This window comes from Lachnospira pectinoschiza (assembly GCF_900103815.1).
Lineage (GTDB): Bacteria > Bacillota > Clostridia > Lachnospirales > Lachnospiraceae > Lachnospira > Lachnospira pectinoschiza_B.
Map to the genome: position 1 here is coordinate 629336 of NZ_FNHZ01000001.1, position 20702 is coordinate 650037.

At 36.9% G+C, this 20702-nt stretch carries 17 protein-coding genes; 13 read left to right on the plus strand and 4 right to left on the minus strand.

Annotated elements, in window-relative coordinates:
• Positions 1-185 precede the first annotated feature (185 nt).
• The 4 genes from BLQ66_RS02690 to BLQ66_RS02705 all read left to right on the plus strand — a co-directional run bounded on the left by BLQ66_RS02690 (position 186) and on the right by BLQ66_RS02705 (position 5902).
• Positions 186-1922 carry a methyl-accepting chemotaxis protein gene (locus tag BLQ66_RS02690; RefSeq protein ID WP_074520802.1) on the plus strand — a complete coding sequence of 579 codons (1737 nt, stop codon included), beginning with the start codon at positions 186-188 and terminating at the stop codon, positions 1920-1922.
• 188 nt (positions 1923-2110) lie between these two features.
• Complete coding sequence (locus BLQ66_RS02695) at positions 2111-3073, plus strand: calcium/sodium antiporter (protein WP_074520803.1); 963 nt, start codon at positions 2111-2113, stop codon at positions 3071-3073.
• Positions 3074-3146: 73 nt separating this feature from the next.
• A complete protein-coding gene (locus tag BLQ66_RS02700) occupies positions 3147-5156 on the plus strand; it encodes an HD domain-containing phosphohydrolase (protein WP_074520804.1) in 2010 nt (669 codons plus the stop codon).
• A 284-nt stretch (positions 5157-5440) separates the two neighbouring features.
• Positions 5441-5902, plus strand: coding sequence for a leucine-rich repeat domain-containing protein (locus BLQ66_RS02705; RefSeq protein ID WP_180364679.1), 462 nt, complete (start codon positions 5441-5443; stop codon positions 5900-5902).
• A gap of 147 nt (positions 5903-6049) precedes the next feature.
• On the opposite strand, the gene BLQ66_RS02710 is transcribed toward BLQ66_RS02705, so the two are convergent.
• Entirely contained in the window at positions 6050-6985 is a 936-nt protein-coding gene (locus BLQ66_RS02710) for an alpha/beta fold hydrolase (RefSeq protein WP_074520806.1), read from the minus strand.
• A 268-nt stretch (positions 6986-7253) separates the two neighbouring features.
• Here BLQ66_RS02710 and pyrF point away from each other — a divergent pair, with 268 nt between their 5' ends.
• From pyrF to BLQ66_RS02750, 9 genes are all read left to right on the plus strand, one after another.
• Positions 7254-8177 carry an orotidine-5'-phosphate decarboxylase gene (gene pyrF / locus BLQ66_RS02715; protein WP_027430315.1) on the plus strand — a complete coding sequence of 308 codons (924 nt, stop codon included), beginning with the start codon at positions 7254-7256 and terminating at the stop codon, positions 8175-8177.
• A 42-nt stretch (positions 8178-8219) separates the two neighbouring features.
• Positions 8220-9014 carry a dihydroorotate dehydrogenase electron transfer subunit gene (locus tag BLQ66_RS02720; RefSeq protein WP_074520807.1) on the plus strand — a complete coding sequence of 265 codons (795 nt, stop codon included), beginning with the start codon at positions 8220-8222 and terminating at the stop codon, positions 9012-9014.
• Positions 9014-9925 carry a dihydroorotate dehydrogenase gene (locus BLQ66_RS02725; RefSeq protein ID WP_074520808.1) on the plus strand — a complete coding sequence of 304 codons (912 nt, stop codon included), beginning with the start codon at positions 9014-9016 and terminating at the stop codon, positions 9923-9925. The genes BLQ66_RS02720 and BLQ66_RS02725 overlap by 1 nt, the downstream gene beginning before the upstream one ends.
• A gap of 916 nt (positions 9926-10841) precedes the next feature.
• Positions 10842-12551, plus strand: coding sequence for a methyl-accepting chemotaxis protein (locus tag BLQ66_RS02730; RefSeq protein WP_074520809.1), 1710 nt, complete (start codon positions 10842-10844; stop codon positions 12549-12551).
• A gap of 185 nt (positions 12552-12736) precedes the next feature.
• Positions 12737-13420 carry an orotate phosphoribosyltransferase gene (pyrE, locus tag BLQ66_RS02735; protein ID WP_027430318.1) on the plus strand — a complete coding sequence of 228 codons (684 nt, stop codon included), beginning with the start codon at positions 12737-12739 and terminating at the stop codon, positions 13418-13420.
• 52 nt (positions 13421-13472) lie between these two features.
• On the plus strand, positions 13473-13625 hold the full coding sequence (locus BLQ66_RS11970; RefSeq protein ID WP_169449134.1) for a hypothetical protein: 153 nt from the start codon (positions 13473-13475) through the stop codon (positions 13623-13625).
• 60 nt (positions 13626-13685) lie between these two features.
• Positions 13686-14144 carry a VanZ family protein gene (locus BLQ66_RS02740; RefSeq protein ID WP_074520810.1) on the plus strand — a complete coding sequence of 153 codons (459 nt, stop codon included), beginning with the start codon at positions 13686-13688 and terminating at the stop codon, positions 14142-14144.
• A gap of 14 nt (positions 14145-14158) precedes the next feature.
• Entirely contained in the window at positions 14159-14473 is a 315-nt protein-coding gene (locus tag BLQ66_RS02745) for a DUF6142 family protein (RefSeq protein ID WP_074520811.1), read from the plus strand.
• A 1-nt stretch (position 14474) separates the two neighbouring features.
• Positions 14475-16529 carry an aminopeptidase gene (locus tag BLQ66_RS02750; protein WP_074520812.1) on the plus strand — a complete coding sequence of 685 codons (2055 nt, stop codon included), beginning with the start codon at positions 14475-14477 and terminating at the stop codon, positions 16527-16529.
• 144 nt (positions 16530-16673) lie between these two features.
• On the opposite strand, the gene BLQ66_RS02755 is transcribed toward BLQ66_RS02750, so the two are convergent.
• The 3 genes from BLQ66_RS02755 to BLQ66_RS02765 form a co-directional block, all read right to left on the minus strand.
• On the minus strand, positions 16674-17414 hold the full coding sequence (locus BLQ66_RS02755; RefSeq protein ID WP_074520813.1) for an amino acid ABC transporter ATP-binding protein: 741 nt from the start codon (positions 17412-17414) through the stop codon (positions 16674-16676).
• Entirely contained in the window at positions 17404-18933 is a 1530-nt protein-coding gene (locus BLQ66_RS02760; RefSeq protein ID WP_074520814.1) for an ABC transporter substrate-binding protein/permease, read from the minus strand. Before BLQ66_RS02760 ends, BLQ66_RS02755 begins: the two co-directional genes overlap by 11 nt.
• 125 nt (positions 18934-19058) lie before the next feature.
• A complete protein-coding gene (locus tag BLQ66_RS02765; RefSeq protein ID WP_074520815.1) occupies positions 19059-20441 on the minus strand; it encodes an MATE family efflux transporter in 1383 nt (460 codons plus the stop codon).
• Positions 20442-20702: the final 261 nt, after the last annotated feature.

Genomic DNA, 20702 nt, shown 5'->3' on the forward strand with positions numbered 1-20702 from the left:
AATGTACTGTCCACATCCTTTTTTCATGCTTTATAGAAAGCTTTAGATATGTATTCTTTTGATTGATAAAATACATTAAAAGTGTTATAATAGTCCTAGTAAATTCGTGAACTATTAAATGTAGAGATACATTTTATTAACAAATAACAAAGCCAATCTTTGTTTATATCTAGGAGGAAAAAGCTATGTTTAAGCATCTTAACATCAGAACCAAGCTCATGGTAATGGTTTTCCCATTAGGCATACTTGGCATTTTTTTGACTGTCTATTTAGGCAGTTTAGTAAAAAGTTCTACTAAAGAGAGTGAAAAGATTTATTATGAGCAGCTTTATACCGTTAGTTCAGAGATCCTATCGGCAGATAGGGACATTTGTAGAGCTGCTACAGCAGAGCTATATTATGTGATTTATGCATCCTCAAGTTCAGATAAGGGTGCACAGCTAATTGAGAACTTCAATAGCTATTTAGCGCTTTGCGAAGAACATATTGGAAATGTGGAGAGCTTAATTGAGAAGTATCCAGAAATTGGAAGTCACAGCTATGAAAATACAACAATTAATAGCGCGATTGAATCCTTCTGGAGCTACTATAATAAAGGTTCTTCGGCATACGATTTTAATACTAATACCGGAGATATTTCGGTGCAGATGAATAGCATGATTTCTGCTAGAGACGAACTTGAGATTATTCAGGATATCATTACAGATTTTGCTACAGAATCAAAGACAGAGCATGAATCAGGAATCTCTAGTTCAGTTATTACTGTAAGCATTATTGCAACAATTCTTTACATAATCATAATCATTCTTGATACAATGATTATTAGATACATTAGAATCAACCTTATTAAGGTAGATGATGATATTAATACTTTGGCTAACAACGATTTGGCCTTTGATCCATTTATCCTTGATAATAATGATGAGATTGGTTCTCTTTCAAAGTCAGCAGATAAGCTGCAGGAAGGCCTATCAGATATTGTTGGTCAGATTTATGACTCATCAGATAGCGTTTCTAATTCAAGTAGAAATATTTCACAGCTTGCATCACTTTGTAATGAGCAGATTGAATCTGTTGCTTCCGCTGTTAATGATATGGCTCAAACAGCTACAACACAGGCAGGAGATATTACTCAGTTATCTAATAACATGAATGATATCCAGGGTCTTATTGATGAAAATGGACAGGCATCCCAGAACTTGGCAGATGCCTCTGGTGAAATTGATAACGTAACTTCAGAAGGTATGAAGGAAGTTGAGAGACTTATGGAGGTTACAAAGGAATCTCTAGAGTCCTTCAATCAGATTTTCTCACTACTTACTGGAATTACAGATAGTGCTACAAAGATTGGCGAGGCAAGCTCCCTTATTACAGATATTGCTTCCCAGACAAATCTTCTTTCTTTAAATGCTTCTATTGAGGCAGCTCGTGCAGGCGAGGCAGGACGTGGATTCGCAGTTGTAGCTGAACAGATTAGACAGTTAGCTGAGCAGTCAGCAGAGTCAGCAAGCACAATCAATGAAATGTTAGATGCCTTAAAGAAGGCTAGTGATTTAGCGGATAGACAAAGTAAGGTTGTTAAGGATAATGTTAATACACAGAGTGCTTCTGTTGAGGCAACAAGAGGCAAGTTTGTGGATATTGTAGATTCTATTAATAAGGTTAATGAAGCCATTAGAAGAATCACAGATGTCAATGACGTTATTAATACAAACTTCTCGCAGGTTAATGACCTTGTAACTTCTCTTTCAGCTGCGGCTGAGGAAAATGCAGCAAGCAGTGAAGAGATTGCAGCAACTACAGATATGATTAAATCTAGTGTTGGAAATGTATACGAGGTATCAAAGGAAATCGATAAGGAAGCAGATTTACTTGCAGATGAGGTTAAACACTTTAAGATTAAGGGACATGAGAATAATTAGAGAATTATACCATAAATATAAATACATTCCTTATGAAATCGGAATCGTGCAAAATATGCACGATTCCGATTTTTAAAGTTCAATATAAAAAATTGACCGAATTATTGAATTTCTATAGTATTATATTATTGTTGCAAAATTATGTAACTAAAAAAGGAAATTAAAGAAATTAAGTCGGAGGTTAGAATATGGATTTTTTAAGTCTTTTAAAGTTTATCCTATTTCTTGTTGTGGGATTTGCTCTCTTAGTTAAGGGCGCTGACTGGTTTGTTGAGGGTGCTGCAGGTGTAGCAGTAAAGCTTGGTATTCCAGAAATTATTGTAGGTTTAACAATTGTTGCCATGGGTACTTCAGCTCCAGAAGCCGCTGTAAGTATTACATCAGCTTTTAAGGGCAGTGCCGATATTACAATTGGTAATGTAGTTGGTAGTAACATTATAAATGTTGCTATTATTCTTGGTTTAACAGCGGTTATAACAACTGTTGCCGTTTTAAAGACAACAATCTTTATTGATATTCCATTTACACTTGTAGTAACACTTGTACTTTTAGTACTTGGTCTTGATGGTCAGGTTAGCAGAGTAGATGGTATTATTTTATGGGTATTATTTATAGGCTATCTTGCTTACTTATTTATCTGGACTAAGAAGAATAAGGATAATGGCGAAGCAGAGGAATCAGATGAAATTGAAGCAGGTAAGAAATTACCAATCTGGAAGCTACTTTGCTTAATCGTTATTGGTGTTGTATTAATCGTCTTTGGTTCAAATGTAGCAGTAGATGGTGCTAAGGGAATTGCTAAGATTTGCGGTATGTCAGATAGACTTATTGGTCTTACAATCGTTGCACTAGGAACTTCACTTCCTGAACTTGTAACATCTGTTACAGCAGCAAGACGTGGTAACGCAGACCTTGCTGTTGGTAATATCGTTGGTAGTAACATTTTCAATATCCTCTTTGTAGTAGGTACATCAGCACTTATTATTCCTGTTACTTTCCAGACTGCCTTTATTATAGATACAATCATAGCAGCAGTAGTTATGGTTCTTTTATTCCTTTGTGTTGTAAGAAAGAAGGAACTTAATAGACTAGGCGGTTTTGTGTTACTAATTTCCTACCTTGCTTACTTTATTTATTTGCTTGTAAAGTAGCATAATTACTTGATTAAAACAGCTGCAATAGTTATAATATAGTTAAATCATTTGTTGTAAAGGGGAGGAGTCTATGAACGTTGGTTTACTAGTGTTATATTGGGCAGCAGCTGTAATGTTAATCGGACTCATGATTAAAGTATACAAAGAACATGAAGCTATAGGTAAAAGTTTACTTATGGCTTCATTTTGTGCTATTGGATCAATTCTTAGTTATTCTGTAAATTTTCTGACTAACGATTACACAGCAATGTCCATAGGCGTTAGTATCAATTTAATTTTCCAAGATTATTTACTTATTAGTTTGCTTCACTACTGTGTGGATTTTACAAGACTTAGAAATCGTTATTTAACAGTAGTTGAGTGGATTTTTATTATTGTAGGGCTTGCAGATGCCTTCGTGTTTATTATGAACATTTTCAATGAAAGAGCACTAAAATTTAGCTATAACATGGTGGGTAACTGCTACGTTTTAGGCTATGAGGCAAGTACAGGCTTTGCAATTCATGCTATCTATGACATTTTCATTTTGGCATTTATTATATCTGTATTATTTATAAAATGTCTTCGAATCCCTTATGTTTACTGGGGAAGATACAGTTCTTTAATAATTGGTGGCATATTAGTTTTATTAGTAAAGTATCTTTTTATTTCAGATTATGTGGATATTCGATTTGATATTTCTATACTTTTTTATGCACTACTTGGTATATTACTTTACTGGAACACCTTTTGGTATTCAAAAAAGAATATGCTTAGTATAACTCATACCATGATTATAGATCACATGAGAGTGCCGGTAATTCTTTTTGATTATGAGGGCGTAGTTGCGGATTTTAATACAGCCCTAGCAGAGATTTTCCCAGATATTGAGCTTGATAACAGGGATCAGACTATTGAATGGTTTATCTTTAATAAAAAATGTAAAGACCTTGCCACAAAGATTGAATTTACTTGGACTGTTAATGAAAGAATTTATGAGTGTAAGGTTCACAAGCTTTATAGTGGTGCGAAGAGATTACTAGGGGTAATCCTTGTAATGCAGGATGTAACGGATTTAACAAAGGCCTATGATGACTTGGAAAGATCAGTTACCTTTGATGCCCTAACAGGACTTTATAACAAGCGCAGCTTTTATAGAGAGTGTGCAAAAAATCTAAACAACTACCTTACAATCTGCGTCACAGATATAGATAATTTAAGCCGTATTAATGACAATTACGGTCAGGACGTGGGAGATAGAGTACTTATGGGTTTCGCCAACATTTTAACAGAAAAAACTTCTAAGAAGGACTTCATAGCACGTCTTGATGGCGGTAACATCGTAATCCTTTCAAGAAAGAGGGATAAGGCATTATACCTTGAGATGGAAGAGATTATGGAGACAATTCAGAAGCGACTTTCTACAAAGAAGATGAGAGTTACTGCGGAATTTGGTCTTGTGGCTCTTAATAAAAATGAACCAGTTGACACCAATGTAAACATCGCCATAACTTCTATGCGTAATAAGAAAATGTTGTCGAAGGATTCAGCTAGAAGTTCCCTTGTGGGCTCTCTAAAGCAGGGACTTAACGAGTATGACACAGATGCTGATAAGCAGATTGAAAGAGAGAGAATTCTTTGTAATAAATTTGCATTGGCTCTTGATTTAACAGAATTAGAGATAGGACAGCTAGCTATGCTTGCTACTCTTCATGATATTGGTAAGGTTTCAATTCCAAACTCTGTGCTTATGAAAAATGGAGCACTCAACGAGGATGAGAAGGCGCTTATGAGAACTCATCCAGAAAAGGGTTATAGAATTGCAAAGGCAGCCAAGGAGCTTGAAGGCATCGCCGATGCCATTCGTTCACATCATGAAAGATATGATGGTAGCGGCTATCCTGATGGCCTTAAAGGAGAGGACATTCCCCTCCTTGCAAGAATCTTTTCTATTGTAGATGCTTACGATGCCATGACCCACGACAGACCATATAGAAAGACTCTTACAAAGGAAGAGGCTGTAAAAGAACTTAGAGAATTTAGCGGAAGCCAGTTTGATCCAAAGCTAGTGGAGGTTTTTGTAACTAAGGTTATAAGATAGGATTTTTGTGACTTGTTAATTTATATCCGATTCGGTAAGGTTTGCTTTTGTGGGCGACATTGGCTTATGAATCGGCGATTGAACGCAGTGCCACTGCGTTCATAGGTAAGTAGCGAAGCGGATTCCGAATGTCCGCTTTACAAAATAAAGAGTGGGGGAGCACTATGAAAAAGACGGGAAGACATAATTTCAAATCTAAAACAGAGCAAAATCTCATATCCATAGGAATTGGCCTAGTGATTGGCATTGTGCTGATTATATCCATAATCGGAGTAATACAGCTAATGAACAAGAACAAAAGCAAAATAAAGCCAAAGACCTTTAGCTATGAGATTGATGAAAATGATGAAGTTACCATTCTTGGCTTATCGGACTGGGGAAAGGATGCCGCCCTTGTGGTTATTCCAGAGACTATTGATGGAAAGCGAGTTGAGTCAATTGCAGACAATGCCTTTAGCGACAACAACAATATAACCAGCATCAGCCTTCCAAATGGCCTTGAAAAGATAGGCAACAGAGCTTTTTATAATTGCAGTAAGCTAACTGAAATCACGCTGCCGGATAGCCTAATTTCCGTAGGCTCTGAGTGCTTTGCAAATTGTGGTGTAACTACAATTCGCTTCCCGAAAAACATGGTAAGCATAGGAATTAACGCTTGCCTAAATATTGAAAATGTAGAGTATTATAGCGACTTTGTCACAGGAGCCCCTTGGGGCGCAGCTAATGCAACGGCTGTGACAGAATAGTGGGGCTAGATACATTTTCATAATTTAAGTCAAAAATAAGCCAACTAACGGATTGCAAATGCTTTCAATTAGTTGGCTTTTATTATTGTTATGATTGAACGCTTTTCTTCTATAGCTTAAGTCTTAAGTCTCGAACCGGCGCAGTTTCTACTTTCCAAGCTGGACTAAAATCCAATTTAAAATATCCTGATAAACTGTCTCTCTATCAAGCTCGTTTAAAATCTCGTGGCGGTCGCCCTCGTAGAGCTTAAGAGTAATGTTGTTAATGCGCTTAGAATATCTTTGATAGAGCTTCTTCACATCCTTAGCATAGCCACCTACCGGATCCATAGTGCCGGAAGCCATAAGCATAGGCAAATCTGCTGGAATCTTGTCGATGTTGTGCTGCTTTGAGATATACTTGATAGTTCTAAACATACCCTTGTAGGCATTGATTGTGAATAGGAAAGTGCAGTATTTATCGTGCACGTAGCGGTCCACAATCTCCTCGTCGCGGCTAATCCAGTCGCTAGGAGTCTTTGGATTCTTGATTTTATTGTTGTAACTTGACATCATGGCATTTGCAAGAAGCTGTGAGCGGTGACGCTCCCCCTTAAATAAGCCGATAATGTTAGTTAATGTTAATGCAAATGAAATCAATGGCTTTGCCTGGTTTCCTGTGCCGGAAAGAATCACGCCATCAAGTTCGTCTCCGTAAATGCTAATGTACTTTCTTGTCATAAAAGAGCCCATGCTGTGGCCTAATAGAAAATATGGCACATTAGGGTATTTCACCTTGATTATGTTAGTTAAGTGATGCATGTCGTGAACCAGCGCATTCTCTGGATTCTCGTGTCTAAAGTAGCCTAAGTCCTCCTCGCAGCTTGCAGTATGACCGTGTCCCAGATGGTCATTGCCTACCACTAAGATTCCTGCTTGTGTAAGAAAATGTGCAAAGTCCGCATATCTTTCGATATACTCCACCATGCCATGCGCAATCTGTAAAATTGCAATTGGTTTTGGATAAAGAGCCTTATCAGGCTTCCAAATCATCACGTGTACATTTGATTTTTGGTCACATGATATAAAGTTTCGTTCTCCCATATTTTGTCGTTGTCCTTTCATTTCCTCTACTCTTTATTCAGTTTTTCACTGTACTTATTATACATTTTTAGTTAATTAAAAACAAGATTAATTAGCTGGCATAAAAGGTGACTTCTAAGGAATTCCCCCAAAATTTGATGTTGTATTTTGGGCTTTATTACTGTATAATTTTTCAGATAAGAAAGTTGTACGTAATTTTTTTTATCCAAACAGGAAGATATGACCTAAGAGCATATACTATTTATGTTTAAGAGAGAAAGGAAAAATTATGATTAGTAAATTAATTAAGAAAATTGTTGAGACAGATGCACCAATCGTTGTAGGTCTTGACCCTCAGATGAAGTTCATTCCACAGCACATTAAGGAGGCTGCTTTTGAGGAGTATGGCGAAAGTTTAGAAGGCGCAAGTGAGGCTATATGGAGATTTAACAAGGAAATCATCGATAAGATTTATGATGTTGTTCCAGCTGTTAAACCACAGATTGCCATGTATGAACAATTTGGTATTCCTGGTTTGGTAGCATTTAAAAGAACTGTTGACTATTGCCACGAAAAGGGCTTAGTAGTTATAGGTGATGTTAAGAGAGGCGATATTGGCTCAACTTCAGAGAGCTATGCAATCGCTCATATTGGTAAGATTAAGGTTGGTTCTAAGGAATTCACACCTTTCGATGAGGATTTTGCAACAGTAAATCCATATCTTGGTTCAGATGGTATCGATCCATTTGTTAAGGTTTGTAATGAGAATGACAGAGGTTTATTCATTCTTGTTAAGACATCTAATCCTTCTTCAGGAGAATTTCAGGATAGATTAATTGATGGCAAGCCACTTTACGAAGTAGTTGGTCAGAAGGTAAGAGAATGGGGCGAGGCTTCAATGGATGGAGATTACTCTAACATTGGTGCTGTAGTCGGTGCTACATATCCAGAAATGGGTAGAGCACTTCGTAAGATTATGCCTAAGAATTTCATCTTAGTACCTGGTTACGGTGCTCAGGGTGGACAGGGTAAGGACTTAGTAGATTTCTTTAACCCAGACGGTTTAGGTGCAATCGTTAACAGCTCAAGAGGAATTATTGCAGCATATACAAAGGATGCTTATGCTAAGTTTGGTGACAAGAACTTTGGCGATGCAGCAAGACAGGCTGTGATGGATATGAAGGCGGATATTAACGGGGCTCTTGGTAAGTAGAGAAGCGAGTAGCTGTTACAGGTGATTGAAGAAGGAGATTTTATGACTTTTAGAGAAAATGCAACTATTGCTAAGGCATCTAAGCTTGCCAACGGTGTATTTGAAATTTGGTTTGAGACTAAGGATATTGCAAAGAATGCCATCCCAGGTCAATTCATTTCGGTTTATTCTAATCACGGGGAGAGATTACTTCCTCGTCCAATTAGTATTTGTCGAATTGATGGGGATTTGCTAAGAATCGTATATAGAGTTGTGGGCGCTGGAACTGACGAATTCTCACAGATGAAGGCCGGCGAAAAGCTTACAATTCAGGGACCTTTAGGAAACGGTTACGAGCTTGATAAGATTAAGGCTGCTCTTGAGAGCAAGGGTGGAAACTTCAAAAAGGCTCTTTTATTTGGTGGTGGAATTGGCGTGCCTCCAATGCTTGAGCTTGCTGCAAAGCTTGATATCCAGACTGACGTAGTACTTGGATATAGAGATCAGGAGAATTTCTTAAAGGATGAATTTGAAAATGTATCAACTGTTCACATCGCAACAGATGACGGTTCAGTTGGTTTCCATGGAAATGTAATCGATGCGGCTAAGGCAGAAGAGCTTAAGGCTGATGTTATATTTGCATGCGGACCACTTCCAATGCTTAAGGGAGTAAAGGCTTATGCTAAAGAACTTGGCGTTCCTGCCTACATTTCCCTTGAAGAGAAGATGGCTTGCGGCATTGGCGCCTGTCTTGCTTGTGTCTGTAAGACACATAAAAAGGACGAGCATTCACAGGTAAACAACGCAAGAGTTTGTAAAGAAGGTCCAGTATTTGACGCAGCGGAGGTGGAAATCTAATGAGTAATGTAAATTTAGGAGTTAGCCTTTGTGGCGTTGATTTTAAGAACCCTGTAACAGTTGCTTCTGGTACATTTGGTTCAGGTATGGAATATTCAGAATTTGTTGATTTAAATAGACTTGGCGCAGTTACAACTAAGGGCGTTGCTATCACACCTTGGGCTGGTAACCCAACTCCAAGAATCGCTGAAACTTACGGCGGAATGATTAATGCTATCGGACTTCAAAATCCAGGTCTTGATACATTTTTAAAAAGAGACATTCCATTTCTTAAAAACTACGATACTAAGATTATTGTAAATGTATGTGGCCACTCTGAGGAAGAGTACGTGGAGGCTGTTAAGCGTCTTGCGGATGCTCCTGTTGATATGCTTGAAATCAATATTTCTTGCCCTAACGTTAAGGAGGGCGGTATTGCTTTTGGCACAGTGCCAGCTTCTGCTGAGAAGATCACTAAGGCAGTAAAGGCCGTTGCTAAGCAGCCTATTATTATGAAGCTTTCACCAAATGTAACTAGCATCGCTGATATGGCTAGAGCTTGCGAGGCTGGTGGCGCTGATGCAGTTTCTCTTATTAACACTCTTACAGGTATGAAGATTGATATTAATAGAAGAACATTTGCCGTTGCTAATAAGACTGGCGGTATGTCAGGTCCTGCTGTTAAGCCAGTGGCTGTGCGTATGGTTTATGAGGTAGCTAATGCAGTTAATCTTCCTATCATTGGTATGGGTGGTATTAGAAATGCAGAAGATGCCCTTGAATTTATTATGGCCGGCGCTACTATGGTTTCTGTTGGTACTGCAAACTTCAACGACCCACTTACAACTATCAAGGTAGTTGAGGGCTTAGAAGAATTCTGCGACAAGAATGGCGTTAAGGACATTAAGGAATTAATCGGTTGCGTGAAGTAGTCGTGTTTGATTAGTTTGTGTCTTAAGATATATAGTGAGGTTAAAGTCTCGGAAGCGTAGCTTCCGGGACTTTTTTATTGGAGAGAGCTGTAGTTTCGGGCTCAATTTGTTATGGGGTGAGATGCATTAGATGATGTTTCATCACTTTTCTAGTTTGGAGAACCCTGTAGTTTCGGGCTCTTGTGCCTAAGGGGAGCGAAACACCCTATCTAAGGCACAGAAGAATTCTTCTAAGCCCTCCGGCAGCCCTAATCAATCGGCTTGTTATATAGCCTTTTGTGGCTACTGCAAGCTTTTCTTTCTAATAAAGTCACTATTTTTCCAGAGCCGAAAAAATTGCTTGTGCTTTTTTTCTAGCATATTGCAAGAAAAAGCACAAAAAGCTTCTTGGAAGTGGTGGAGAGCTTAGAAACTAAGGGAAAGGCTGTGCCTGTATTTAGGAGAAATTCGCAGTATGGCCACATCATGTCTTTTTTATTCAAAAAGCCCGTTGACTTTTTCACGCACAATTTGAACGCAGTGTAAGCAATCCCCCGCTTCAAAAGCGTAAGCTTTAAGCGGGGGTATAAAGCTTACTAGTGTCAGAAGGGGTTAAAGCCCCTTCTGACAGGTGGCACAAAGTGCCACTGCGTTCATGAGGAAGTAGCGAAGCGGATTCCGAATGTCCGCTTTACTTCCTAGGCACTCTCCACTAGTTCAGCCAAGAAAGGTAGGAAACCGAACTCCCAATTAAGCAAGTTGTTTCACAAACCAAGCTAATTACAAGAAACGCCGAATCCCCGACCCACACCACCCCCCGACTTACGCTAAACTCCCGACCCCACCAATTTCTTCACTATATCCATTGAAATCAAACACTTCTAATAGTATAATATAATTACATGAATCGTGAAATTTAATAGTAGGAGGTCTAATTATGCCTAGTAGTAATGCTAAAGGGGAATCTAAGGGCGGCATGAATATGCTTATGCTCTTAATGATGTTGGTTATTATACCAATAGTTTGTTGCGCCTTGATACTTAATGTTTTAAGTTGCTCAATTTTTAGTTCAAAGTTAAGCAAGCAGTATGAGGAGCAAGTAGAGGTAATTGACGGACAGTTCAACACTTATGTAACTGAACTTTGTGCTAATGTGGGAACTACCTTCTTTACTAAAGAAGATAGAGACTATTCTTATGTAGATAGCTTTTCAAGTCAGAATATTGCACTTACAGTATTTATCGGCGATACAAGAACACTTACTTCTTTAAAGGATAGTTCTGGTAATAGAATTGAAGGAACTAAGGCGAGTACAGAAATTATCAATACTGTTTTAACTAATGGCAAGACTTACGCTAATGATAATACTACAATTAATGGTGAGAAATATTTTGTACATTATTCTCCAATTAAGGACAGTAGTGGACAGATTATTGGTATGACATTTGCTGGTAAAAAGGCATCAGTACTTCAAAGTGATATTAATAATGCGATTGTTAAATTAATAGCTGCAACAATTGTGGTATTAGTTATATTTACAATAGCAATTTACTTCATGTCTAAGATAATTAAGAAAACACTTGAGTTAATTGCTGATAATCTCCGTGTATTAGCAACTGGAGATTTAGATTCAGAAATTACAATTCCATCTATGATTAAAGAAAATAAGCAGATGGTTACAGCTCTTACATCAGTACAAGAGATGCTGCATAATTCAATTGGTAAGGTAACAAGAGTTACAAAGAACTTATCTAATGGAATTGATAGCGTCGAGGATTCAGCTAATTCTAGTGCTAATGCAGCAAATCAGATTGGTACTGCTATGGACGAACTTTCATCAATGGCTCAGGGCATGGCTGGTAATGTGCAAAATGTAAATACTAGTGTAGCCAACATGGATGTTACAGTTTCTGACATCGGTTCTAATATTGAAGTATTAGCAAGTAATTCTGATGAAATGAGTACAGCAAGTGCTGAGGCAGCTGATTGCATGGAAAAGGTATTATCTTCTAATCAGGTAAGCTCAGATGCTGTTGAATCAATTAATAGGCAGATCCTCTTAACTAATGAATCTATAAATAAGATTAACGAAGCAATTACCTTAATCATTGGTGTTGCTAGTAGAACTAAGTTACTTTCACTTAATGCATCTATTGAGGCTGCAAGAGCAGGTGAAGCTGGTAAGGGCTTTGCAGTAGTTGCTCAAAATATTAGCCAGTTAAGTGAACAAAGTAACGAATCCGCTGCAACAATTAGAGAGATTGCTAAGGAGATGCTTGAAAATTCTTCTGAATCCGTTAAGTTAGCAGAGGATATTATTAATACAATGTCTGATGAAAAACAGAGTATTGCTGATGCTCAAGATAGATTTGCAAAACTTAATGATGCCATTAATGACTCAGTTGTTAAGATTAAGGAAATCGATTCTAAGACTGCAGCCCTTAATGATATTAAGGACGAAATCATTAATGATGTTAATGAGCTTAGTGCAATTTCTCAGCAAAATGCAGCTAGAAACCAGGAAGTTAATTCTAACGTAGCAAATATTGTAAGCAGTATCGAAGATATCGCTAAGAATATGAATAAGATGAAGGATATGAAAGATTCCCTCACAGAGGCTACAAAAGACTTCAAGATTGGCGGATAAACTAAATTAAAGATCAACTTATGAAAATGTAACGAAAGCGGGCTTGTTTTGCAGGTCCGCTTTTATTTTGCTATTTGCACTAGGCCTAATTTCACATTGAAACTATTAAGGAATTATAGTAGAATAGAGAAGATAATGATGGGCTTACTAGGAGTCCATAGAATATATAGTGAGGAAGCAAGATAATGGAACAGTATAAGCAGGAATTTATTGAATTTATGGTAGATAGCGACGTGTTAAGATTTGGAGAATTCACTCTTAAGAGTGGTAGAAAGTCTCCATTCTTTATGAACGCTGGATTATATGTAACAGGACAGCAGTTAACAAAGCTTGGCGAATACTACGCTAAGGCTATTCATGATAACTACGGTGATGACTTTGATGTATTATTTGGACCAGCTTATAAGGGTATTCCACTTTCAGTTGCAACTGTAATGGCATTCCACAAGTTATATGGCAAGGAAATCAGATATTGCTCTAACCGTAAGGAAGCTAAAGACCACGGTGATGCAGGCATTTTACTTGGTAGCCCAATTAAGGATGGCGACAAGGTAGTTATTATTGAAGATGTTACAACAAGTGGTAAGTCAATTGAAGAGACATTCCCTATCATTCAGGCTCAGGGCGATGTTGAAATCAAGGGTCTTATGGTTTCTCTTAACAGAATGGAAAGAGGAAAGGGCGAGAAGTCAGCATTAGTTGAAATTCAGGAAAAGTATGGTTTCCCAGCTAACGCTATCGTTTCAATGGCTGATGTTGTTGAGCATTTATATAACAAGGAAGTTAATGGCAAGGTTGTAATCGATGATAAGATTAAGGCTGCTATTGATGAATATTATAAGCAGTACGGCGCTAGTGATTGCCAGTAATAATTGATATAACTAACATGTAATAACTAATAAACACTAGGAGGTAGAGATAATGGATGAAAAGCTTTATAAAAAAGTAAAATCAGTAGGTGTTTCAAATCTTGTGTTTGGAATAATTACAATTGCAGCAGGCATTGGCATTGGAATTGTAATGCTTGTGAATGGTGCTAGATTATTAGCTCATAAGTCTGATACATTATTTTAATAAGATTACTAGAAGATAATGTCCTAGCAATAGGGCATTATCTTTAGTTATGGAGACAATATGAAGAACGAAAAAACTAAATTGCTAGCTTATTGGTTTGCATTTATTTGTTATATTGCAGTTGTTGTTTACTTGGTATTTTTTGCTGAGAGCCTAGGTAGAAGTGGTTCTTGGGCAACAACAACTGATAATGGATATAGCTATAATTATATCCCTTTAAATGAAATTAAAAGATTTATTGATAGTCTATCTGTACCAGAATATAGAGAGATGGCAATACTTAACCTAGGGGGTAACATTTTATTATTCCTTCCACTAGGCTTTTTATTACCAACAATTCTTAGAAGGATTGGATTCTTAGGAACAATGATGTCTGCAGTGGTACTTAGCTTGCTTATTGAGCTTACTCAGCTTTTTACAAAACTTGGCACCTTTGACATTGATGATATTATTCTTAATACTTTTGGAGCTTTACTTGGCTTTATACTTTTCTTGATTATAAGGCCCATTAAGAATTAAGTAAGGAGTATAACATGAAGGTTTTTAATAAGTATAAATTTTCCAATAAAAATCAGACTCTAGGCGGCACAATTTCCACAGCCCTTGGAGTTTTATCCCTTGCAAGTTTATCTTACGGAATTCATATTTCCGTAGTGGCTAACGGACATGCAGGTTTAAAGGTTGGAACTTTGGCACTTTTAAGTTTAGTTTTAGCAGTAAGCGGTACAGTAATTGGCCTACTTAGCTTTAGAGAATCAGATAAATTCTATGGTTTATCAAAGATTGGCTCAATGCTTTGCGGCGTATTAACTGTATTTATGCTAGCTGTGTTATTGATGGGAGTGTAATATGTTTAAAGATAATTTAGATGAAAGATTTGACCTTTCCTTTGAAAGAATTAAGGAGATAAGTCTAAATCCAGAATTAGAGAACAAGAATTTAGCTAGCTACTATAAATCTGTAGCAGTTTTTATTGTAAAGCTTGAAGGTCTATATAGAGACTTAAAGGCTGGAAAGCTTGAGAATTTAAGCCTTGAGGAATTATCAAAGCTTAACAAGTCCCTTTACGAGGACGTTTTAGTAGAGAATTATGATAAGTCTTACGCTAATCCTACATTTTCAAAAAAGGAATTAGGAGAGAAGTTAGGTAATTTACTATCTTTCCTTTATGTAGAAATTAGAGGAATGATTGTCTTAGTATATGAGGACAGAATCGATGAGATGGTAGCTTTAATGGAATTATTCATTGAGTGTTACTGCCTTGGCGAGGATGCAAGCCAGGTTAAGGAGTCTATTTACTGGTATGTAAGCGATTATTCAGATGACTTAATCGAGGAGAGAATCAAGGAATTACTTGATCCAGACTACGATTTTGCAACTAAGATTATTATGGAGTCTGACTTAACAGACCTTAGATATCTTTATAAGTTTGGTGAATACATTACTGATAATGAAATTAAGACAGCTAGTTTCATTAACTCATTATCAGAGGCTGAAGTTAATGCTATGGCAAGAACCTTTACAGAGGGCTATAGAAAGGGCTTTGAGCTTACAGGTAAGGATATTACAAAGAAGAAGACAGTTAACATTAGATTCTGCCTTGGTTTTGAAAGACTTGTAAGAGAAGAGATAAAGGAATTTGCAAAGATTGGTCTTAAACCAACAATTTATAGAGCAGCAACAAATTCAATTAATAAGACTATTAGCGGCGCTAAGGTAGGTTTCTATGGAGCAAGCCCTAATAAGCAGTATGAATTTGATCATAGACAGGATTATGCCCTTTACTTTAATGGGGATTTTGTTGAAAGAAAGCTTGGGGCTACACGTTTAGCTTATGAGCATTATAAGGATTTGGCAGCAGTACACGGCGGCCCAGCAGTTATGGAAGTCTTTGGTGAGATTCCATTTGAGCCAGCTAATAATGCAGATGCCTACAAGTTATCAGATAAGCAGCAAAAGCTTGTGGTTAAGTACTCTAACGAAGCCTCACAGATAGTCAATAACTACATCAAGGGCGAGGAGAGAAGCTTTACAATTATTGCTTATCCAACTGCAGAAATCGGCGATAAGTTTGAAGAGATTTTTGCTGAAACAGTAAAGATTAATACTCTTGATTATGAGAAGTATAAGGTGATTCAGGAACACATTATTGACGCCCTTGATAAGGCAGAATATGTAGAAGTTAAGGGAACTAACGGCAACACTACAGACATGAAGGTTTCTATTATGAAGGTCAAGGACCCCGAAAAGGAAACTGTTTTTGAAAATTGTCTCGCAGACGTTAACATTCCACTTGGCGAAACATTTACATCACCAGTATTAAAGGGTACAACAGGCGTCTTAAACGTTTCGTCTGTATTCTTAAACGACCTTAATTTCACAAACCTTACAGTTAAGTTTGAGGACGGTTTCGTTACAGATTATAGCTGCGATAACTTCAAAGACGAAGAAGGCGGCATGGAAAAGGGTAGAGAGATGTTTAAGGCAAATGTACTTTATAACCACGACACACTACCACTTGGAGAATTCGCCATCGGAACTAATACAACAGCTTATGTAATGGCTAACAAGTATGACATTGTTTATAAGCTTCCAATTCTTATTGTTGAGAAAATGGGACCACACTTTGCCATTGGTGATACATGCTATTCAAAGTCTGAGGACGTTAAGGTTTATAATCCAAACGGCAAGGAAATCATCTCAAGAGATAACGAAGTATCTATCTTAAGAAAGACAGAGCTTGATAAGGCTTACTTTAACTGCCATACAGATATTACAATTCCTTATGATGAAATTGGTAATATCACAGTTGTTGAGTATGATGGTAAGAGAGTGGATATTATTAGAGATGGTAGATTTGTTCTTGAGGGAACTCTAGGACTTAATGATGCCTTTGAGAACTAGTTAGAGTCAAGACTCGCTCGCGAGTCTTGCGCGCCGGATTCGGGTTTGATTAAAAACTTCAATTAACTATAAAAATAAGGCAGTTACCAAATCTGGTAACTGCCTTTAATAATGCTTAAAATTTGATTTACGATAAAAGCTTTACTATAAAACCTTACTTAAGAAGTCCTTAAGTCTTTCTGACTTAGGATTAGTAAAGATTTCTTCAGGTGTAGAATCTTCTGCGATTACACCTTCATGTATAAATAAAACTCTGTTAGCCACTTCTCTAGCAAAGCCCATTTCGTGAGTAACAACCACCATTGTCATGCCATCTGCTGCAAGCTCTTTCATGAGGCTTAAAACCTCTCCTACCATTTCAGGATCAAGTGCTGAAGTTGGTTCATCAAAAAGCATTACATCAGGATTCATAGCAAGGGAACGAGCAATGGCAATACGCTGCTTTTGTCCACCAGATAACATATCTGGATAGCTATTAGCCTTATCAGGAAGACCAACTCTTAATAAAAGCTCATCTGCCTTTTTAGAGGCTTCTTCCTTTGTCATCTTTTCTAGTTGAACTGGAGCAAGCATTATATTTTCCTTAATAGTCATATTAGGGAAGAGGTTGAACTGCTGGAAAACCATACCAATTCTTTCGCGCATCTTATCGATGTTAATCTTAGGATCTGTGATGTCATTTCCTTCAAATGTAATAGTTCCGCTTGTTGGTACCTCTAATAGGTTAAGGGAACGAAGAAATGTTGACTTACCACATCCAGATGGACCAATGATTGCAATAACCTCGCCCTTACTAATAGTTGTTGAGATTCCTTTTAAAACCTCGTGTTTATCAAAGGACTTATGTAAATCCTTAACTTCAATTAAAATTTCATTATCGTTCATTTTTTCTTAGACTCCTTTCGAGTTTAGAAACAAGTGCTGAAAGTATTGTTACAAGTAAAAGGTAGATAATAGCTACAACTGTAAGAGGTAATAAAGCCTCATAAGTTACGCTTCGGATAATATCACTACCCTTTGTTAAGTCCATAAGACCGATGTAACCACTAATAGATGTTTCCTTAAGTAAGGTAATCATTTCATTTCCAAGGGCTGGTAAAATGTTCTTAAAGGCCTGAGGTAAAATGATTAATCTCATGGTCTTGTTATAAGGAAGTCCAAGAGAACGTCCTGCCTCAAACTGACCCTGGTCAACAGACATGATACCTGAACGAACTACCTCTGCTACGTAAGCGGCTGAGTTAAGACCAAAGGCAATGATTGCAACAACGATCTTGCTTACATTTACAGATGAAAATACAACGTAGTATATAATAAGTAACTGCACCATAGTTGGTGTGCCTCGAATGATTGTAAGGTAGAGCTTAGCAAAGAAGTTAAGAATGCTAAGGCCCCCGTTTCTATCGTGTGTAGTTCTTACAATAGCTAGTAAAGAACCAAGCACAATACCAATGATTAAGGCAAAGAAAGTGATAACTAAAGTGTTTCTTAAACCTGTTAATAAATAGTTATATCTGCCATCTTCAATGAAGTTCTGATAGAACTTTTCTGAAAGAGATAGTGAACTTGCGCTATCACTAGATTTTACAATAACCACCTGCTTAGCAGTTGTATAAGAACTAGTGAAATCTACGTTCTTTTGTCTATCCTCTGTTACTGTTAAACCGGCAGCACCAACGTCTGCTTTGCCTGTACGAATAGATGTGATAATAGAATCAAATTCCATATCTTCAATTACAAGCTCGTAACCTAATTTATCGCAAACAGCCTGCATAATATCGATATCGATACCTACAATGCTGTTATTCTCATAATATTCATAAGGTGGGAATGTAGCATTAGTAGCCACTACAAGCTTTCCATTCTCACGAGATACATCCTGCTTAACATAAGGTGTCTGGCCAATTTCATCTTCTGAACCAATATAGTTATTAATTATAGAAGTAATTGTTCCATCTGCCTTTAACTCTTCAAGTGCAAGATTAATAGAAGCAGTTAAATTAGAATTGTCCTTTGAAATTGCAAAGGCATATTCTTCTTCAGTGAATGCCTTATCTAAAATTGATAGTGATGAATTCTTGGCTGTGTAAGCCTTTGCTGGCTGCTCATCAATCATAACGCAGTCGATTTTGCTTTGAAGAAGGGCCTGAATTGCATCTGTACCTTTATTGTATCTAACAACTTTAGTACCTGCATCGTCTCCCTCGTATTCATCAGCTACATATATATCAGCTGTTGTACCTAACTGAACACCAATAGATGAACCAGCTAAATCCTCCACAGAGCTGATAGTTTTTTCTTCCTTATTATTGCCTTTTAGCTTTACAAATGCAGTAACTGCCACAACAATTGCCACAAGAATTAAAGCTGCTAAGGCAAAATATTTTTTATTTTTAGCCCTCATAATGGCTCCTCCTATAAGTAAATGTTAAAAAATGCATGCAGGTATTAATATTACTGCATGCATTTTAAAAAGTAAAGGTTTTTGTGAATATTTATGCATAATTTGTGAATAAATATTCAAAGCTGTTAGGCAATAGAAGAATTCTTATTCCCTTTGATCTTAAATATATAAACAGTAAGGGCTATCATTAATACAGCACAAACAACAAAGGATGTTGGATATGTAAGTAAAACACCCCACATAGAATTAAAGCGCTTTGCAATAGTTAAAATCCAAAGAATTCTAAATAGGCAAAGGGATAAAAGCATTATAACCATAGGGGCGAAGGTATTTCCTGTACCTCTAATAGTTCCTGCCAAGGAGTGGCAAATGCTAAGACACATGTAAAATGGTGCCAATGCCTTTATTGAAAGAATTCCGTAATAGATTACATTTTCATCACTAGAGAATAGTCCAATAATCTGTCTATTAAGGGACAGCATAATAACTGTAATCATGCAGGTATATATAATTCCCATAAAAAGAACTGCCCACATACCCTTATAAACTCTATCTTTCCTCTTAGCGCCGATATTCTGACCAACAAAGGTAGTAGCTGCCAAACTAAAGCTAAGAATAGGTAAGATATTAAAGCCATCCACCTTCATATATGCGGCAAAACCTGCTGTGGCATTAGTTCCGTAAGAGTTAACACCAGCCTGAATAAGTACATTTGAGAAGGCAATAACTGCGTTTTGAATGGCAGTTGGAAGACCAATCTTTAGGATTCTTATACACATATCAAAGTCTGGTTTTGCTTTGAAAATGTTAACCTTATAGGGAAGTCTTGTCTTTGCTAGGTAGATTAAAGCAAGGGTGCTAGAAATAAACTGACTAATATCAGTAGCGATAGCAGCACCTGCAATACCTAGATTTAAGAATTTTACAAAGACAAAATCCAAAATGATATTTACGATTGAGGCGATTGCTAAATATAGAAGAGATCTTTTAGAATCACCAAAGGCATTAAGAATACCAGATGCCATATTGTAAATAACATTAAAGATAATTCCAATGAAGTAAAGTCTTAGGTAAATACTAGCGTCATTTAAAACATCTTCTGAAGTGTTAATTAATATAAGAAGAGGCTTTGCAGTAAATACACCAAGAATTGTTGTAATAAGACCTATAACTACACCTATAAAAAGTGTGGATTTAAGGGCTTTATCAAGCTTCTTGTAATCCTTAGCACCGTAATATTGGGCAAGTAAAATACCTGCGCCACTTGCAGCTCCTAAAAAGAAGCAAGACAAAAGATAAATAAGCATACCGCTTGATCCAACTGCGGCAAGGGCCTGTTTGCCTACATAATTACCAACGATTAATGAATCGGCGGTGTTGTAGAGCTGTTGTAAAAGATTTCCAAGGATAAGTGGAATAGAGAAGATAAGAATTGATTTAAAAATGCTTCCACTTGTCATATCCATGGTTTGTTTTGTTATTTCTTTTTGTGTGTTTTGAGATTCCATAAATGTAGGTCTATGACCTTTCCTCCTAAAAAATAGTAAATATGTACTAGACAAATGAATATGATAGCACTTTTTTAAACCTATGAAAATGATTTTAAGGCCCTCTGCCTCTAATTATTAAAGAGGAAAATGATAAAAAAATAGGAGAGAAGTACTAAAATGATGTGCTATAAGGCTAGAAAAATATACTAGTACTAGTTCTCTTTGTATTCGAATAAATACAATTTAATTTAAAATGAAAAGTTTTACCCCCTTAAAAGA

Coding starts and splice junctions, on each gene's coding strand:
- pyrE (WP_027430318.1), top strand. CDS start 12,737: ATGGAACAGTATAAGCAGGAATTTATTGAATTTATGGTAGATAGCGAC.
- pyrF (WP_027430315.1), top strand. CDS start 7,254: ATGATTAGTAAATTAATTAAGAAAATTGTTGAGACAGATGCACCAATC.
- BLQ66_RS02710 (WP_074520806.1), bottom strand. CDS start 6,985: ATGGGAGAACGAAACTTTATATCATGTGACCAAAAATCAAATGTACAC.
- BLQ66_RS02705 (WP_180364679.1), top strand. CDS start 5,441: ATGAACAAGAACAAAAGCAAAATAAAGCCAAAGACCTTTAGCTATGAG.
- BLQ66_RS02700 (WP_074520804.1), top strand. CDS start 3,147: ATGAACGTTGGTTTACTAGTGTTATATTGGGCAGCAGCTGTAATGTTA.
- BLQ66_RS02745 (WP_074520811.1), top strand. CDS start 14,159: ATGAAGGTTTTTAATAAGTATAAATTTTCCAATAAAAATCAGACTCTA.
- BLQ66_RS02750 (WP_074520812.1), top strand. CDS start 14,475: ATGTTTAAAGATAATTTAGATGAAAGATTTGACCTTTCCTTTGAAAGA.
- BLQ66_RS02760 (WP_074520814.1), bottom strand. CDS start 18,933: ATGAGGGCTAAAAATAAAAAATATTTTGCCTTAGCAGCTTTAATTCTT.
- BLQ66_RS02755 (WP_074520813.1), bottom strand. CDS start 17,414: ATGAACGATAATGAAATTTTAATTGAAGTTAAGGATTTACATAAGTCC.
- BLQ66_RS02690 (WP_074520802.1), top strand. CDS start 186: ATGTTTAAGCATCTTAACATCAGAACCAAGCTCATGGTAATGGTTTTC.
- BLQ66_RS02730 (WP_074520809.1), top strand. CDS start 10,842: ATGCCTAGTAGTAATGCTAAAGGGGAATCTAAGGGCGGCATGAATATG.
- BLQ66_RS02765 (WP_074520815.1), bottom strand. CDS start 20,441: ATGGAATCTCAAAACACACAAAAAGAAATAACAAAACAAACCATGGAT.
- BLQ66_RS02695 (WP_074520803.1), top strand. CDS start 2,111: ATGGATTTTTTAAGTCTTTTAAAGTTTATCCTATTTCTTGTTGTGGGA.
- BLQ66_RS11970 (WP_169449134.1), top strand. CDS start 13,473: ATGGATGAAAAGCTTTATAAAAAAGTAAAATCAGTAGGTGTTTCAAAT.
- BLQ66_RS02720 (WP_074520807.1), top strand. CDS start 8,220: ATGACTTTTAGAGAAAATGCAACTATTGCTAAGGCATCTAAGCTTGCC.
- BLQ66_RS02740 (WP_074520810.1), top strand. CDS start 13,686: ATGAAGAACGAAAAAACTAAATTGCTAGCTTATTGGTTTGCATTTATT.
- BLQ66_RS02725 (WP_074520808.1), top strand. CDS start 9,014: ATGAGTAATGTAAATTTAGGAGTTAGCCTTTGTGGCGTTGATTTTAAG.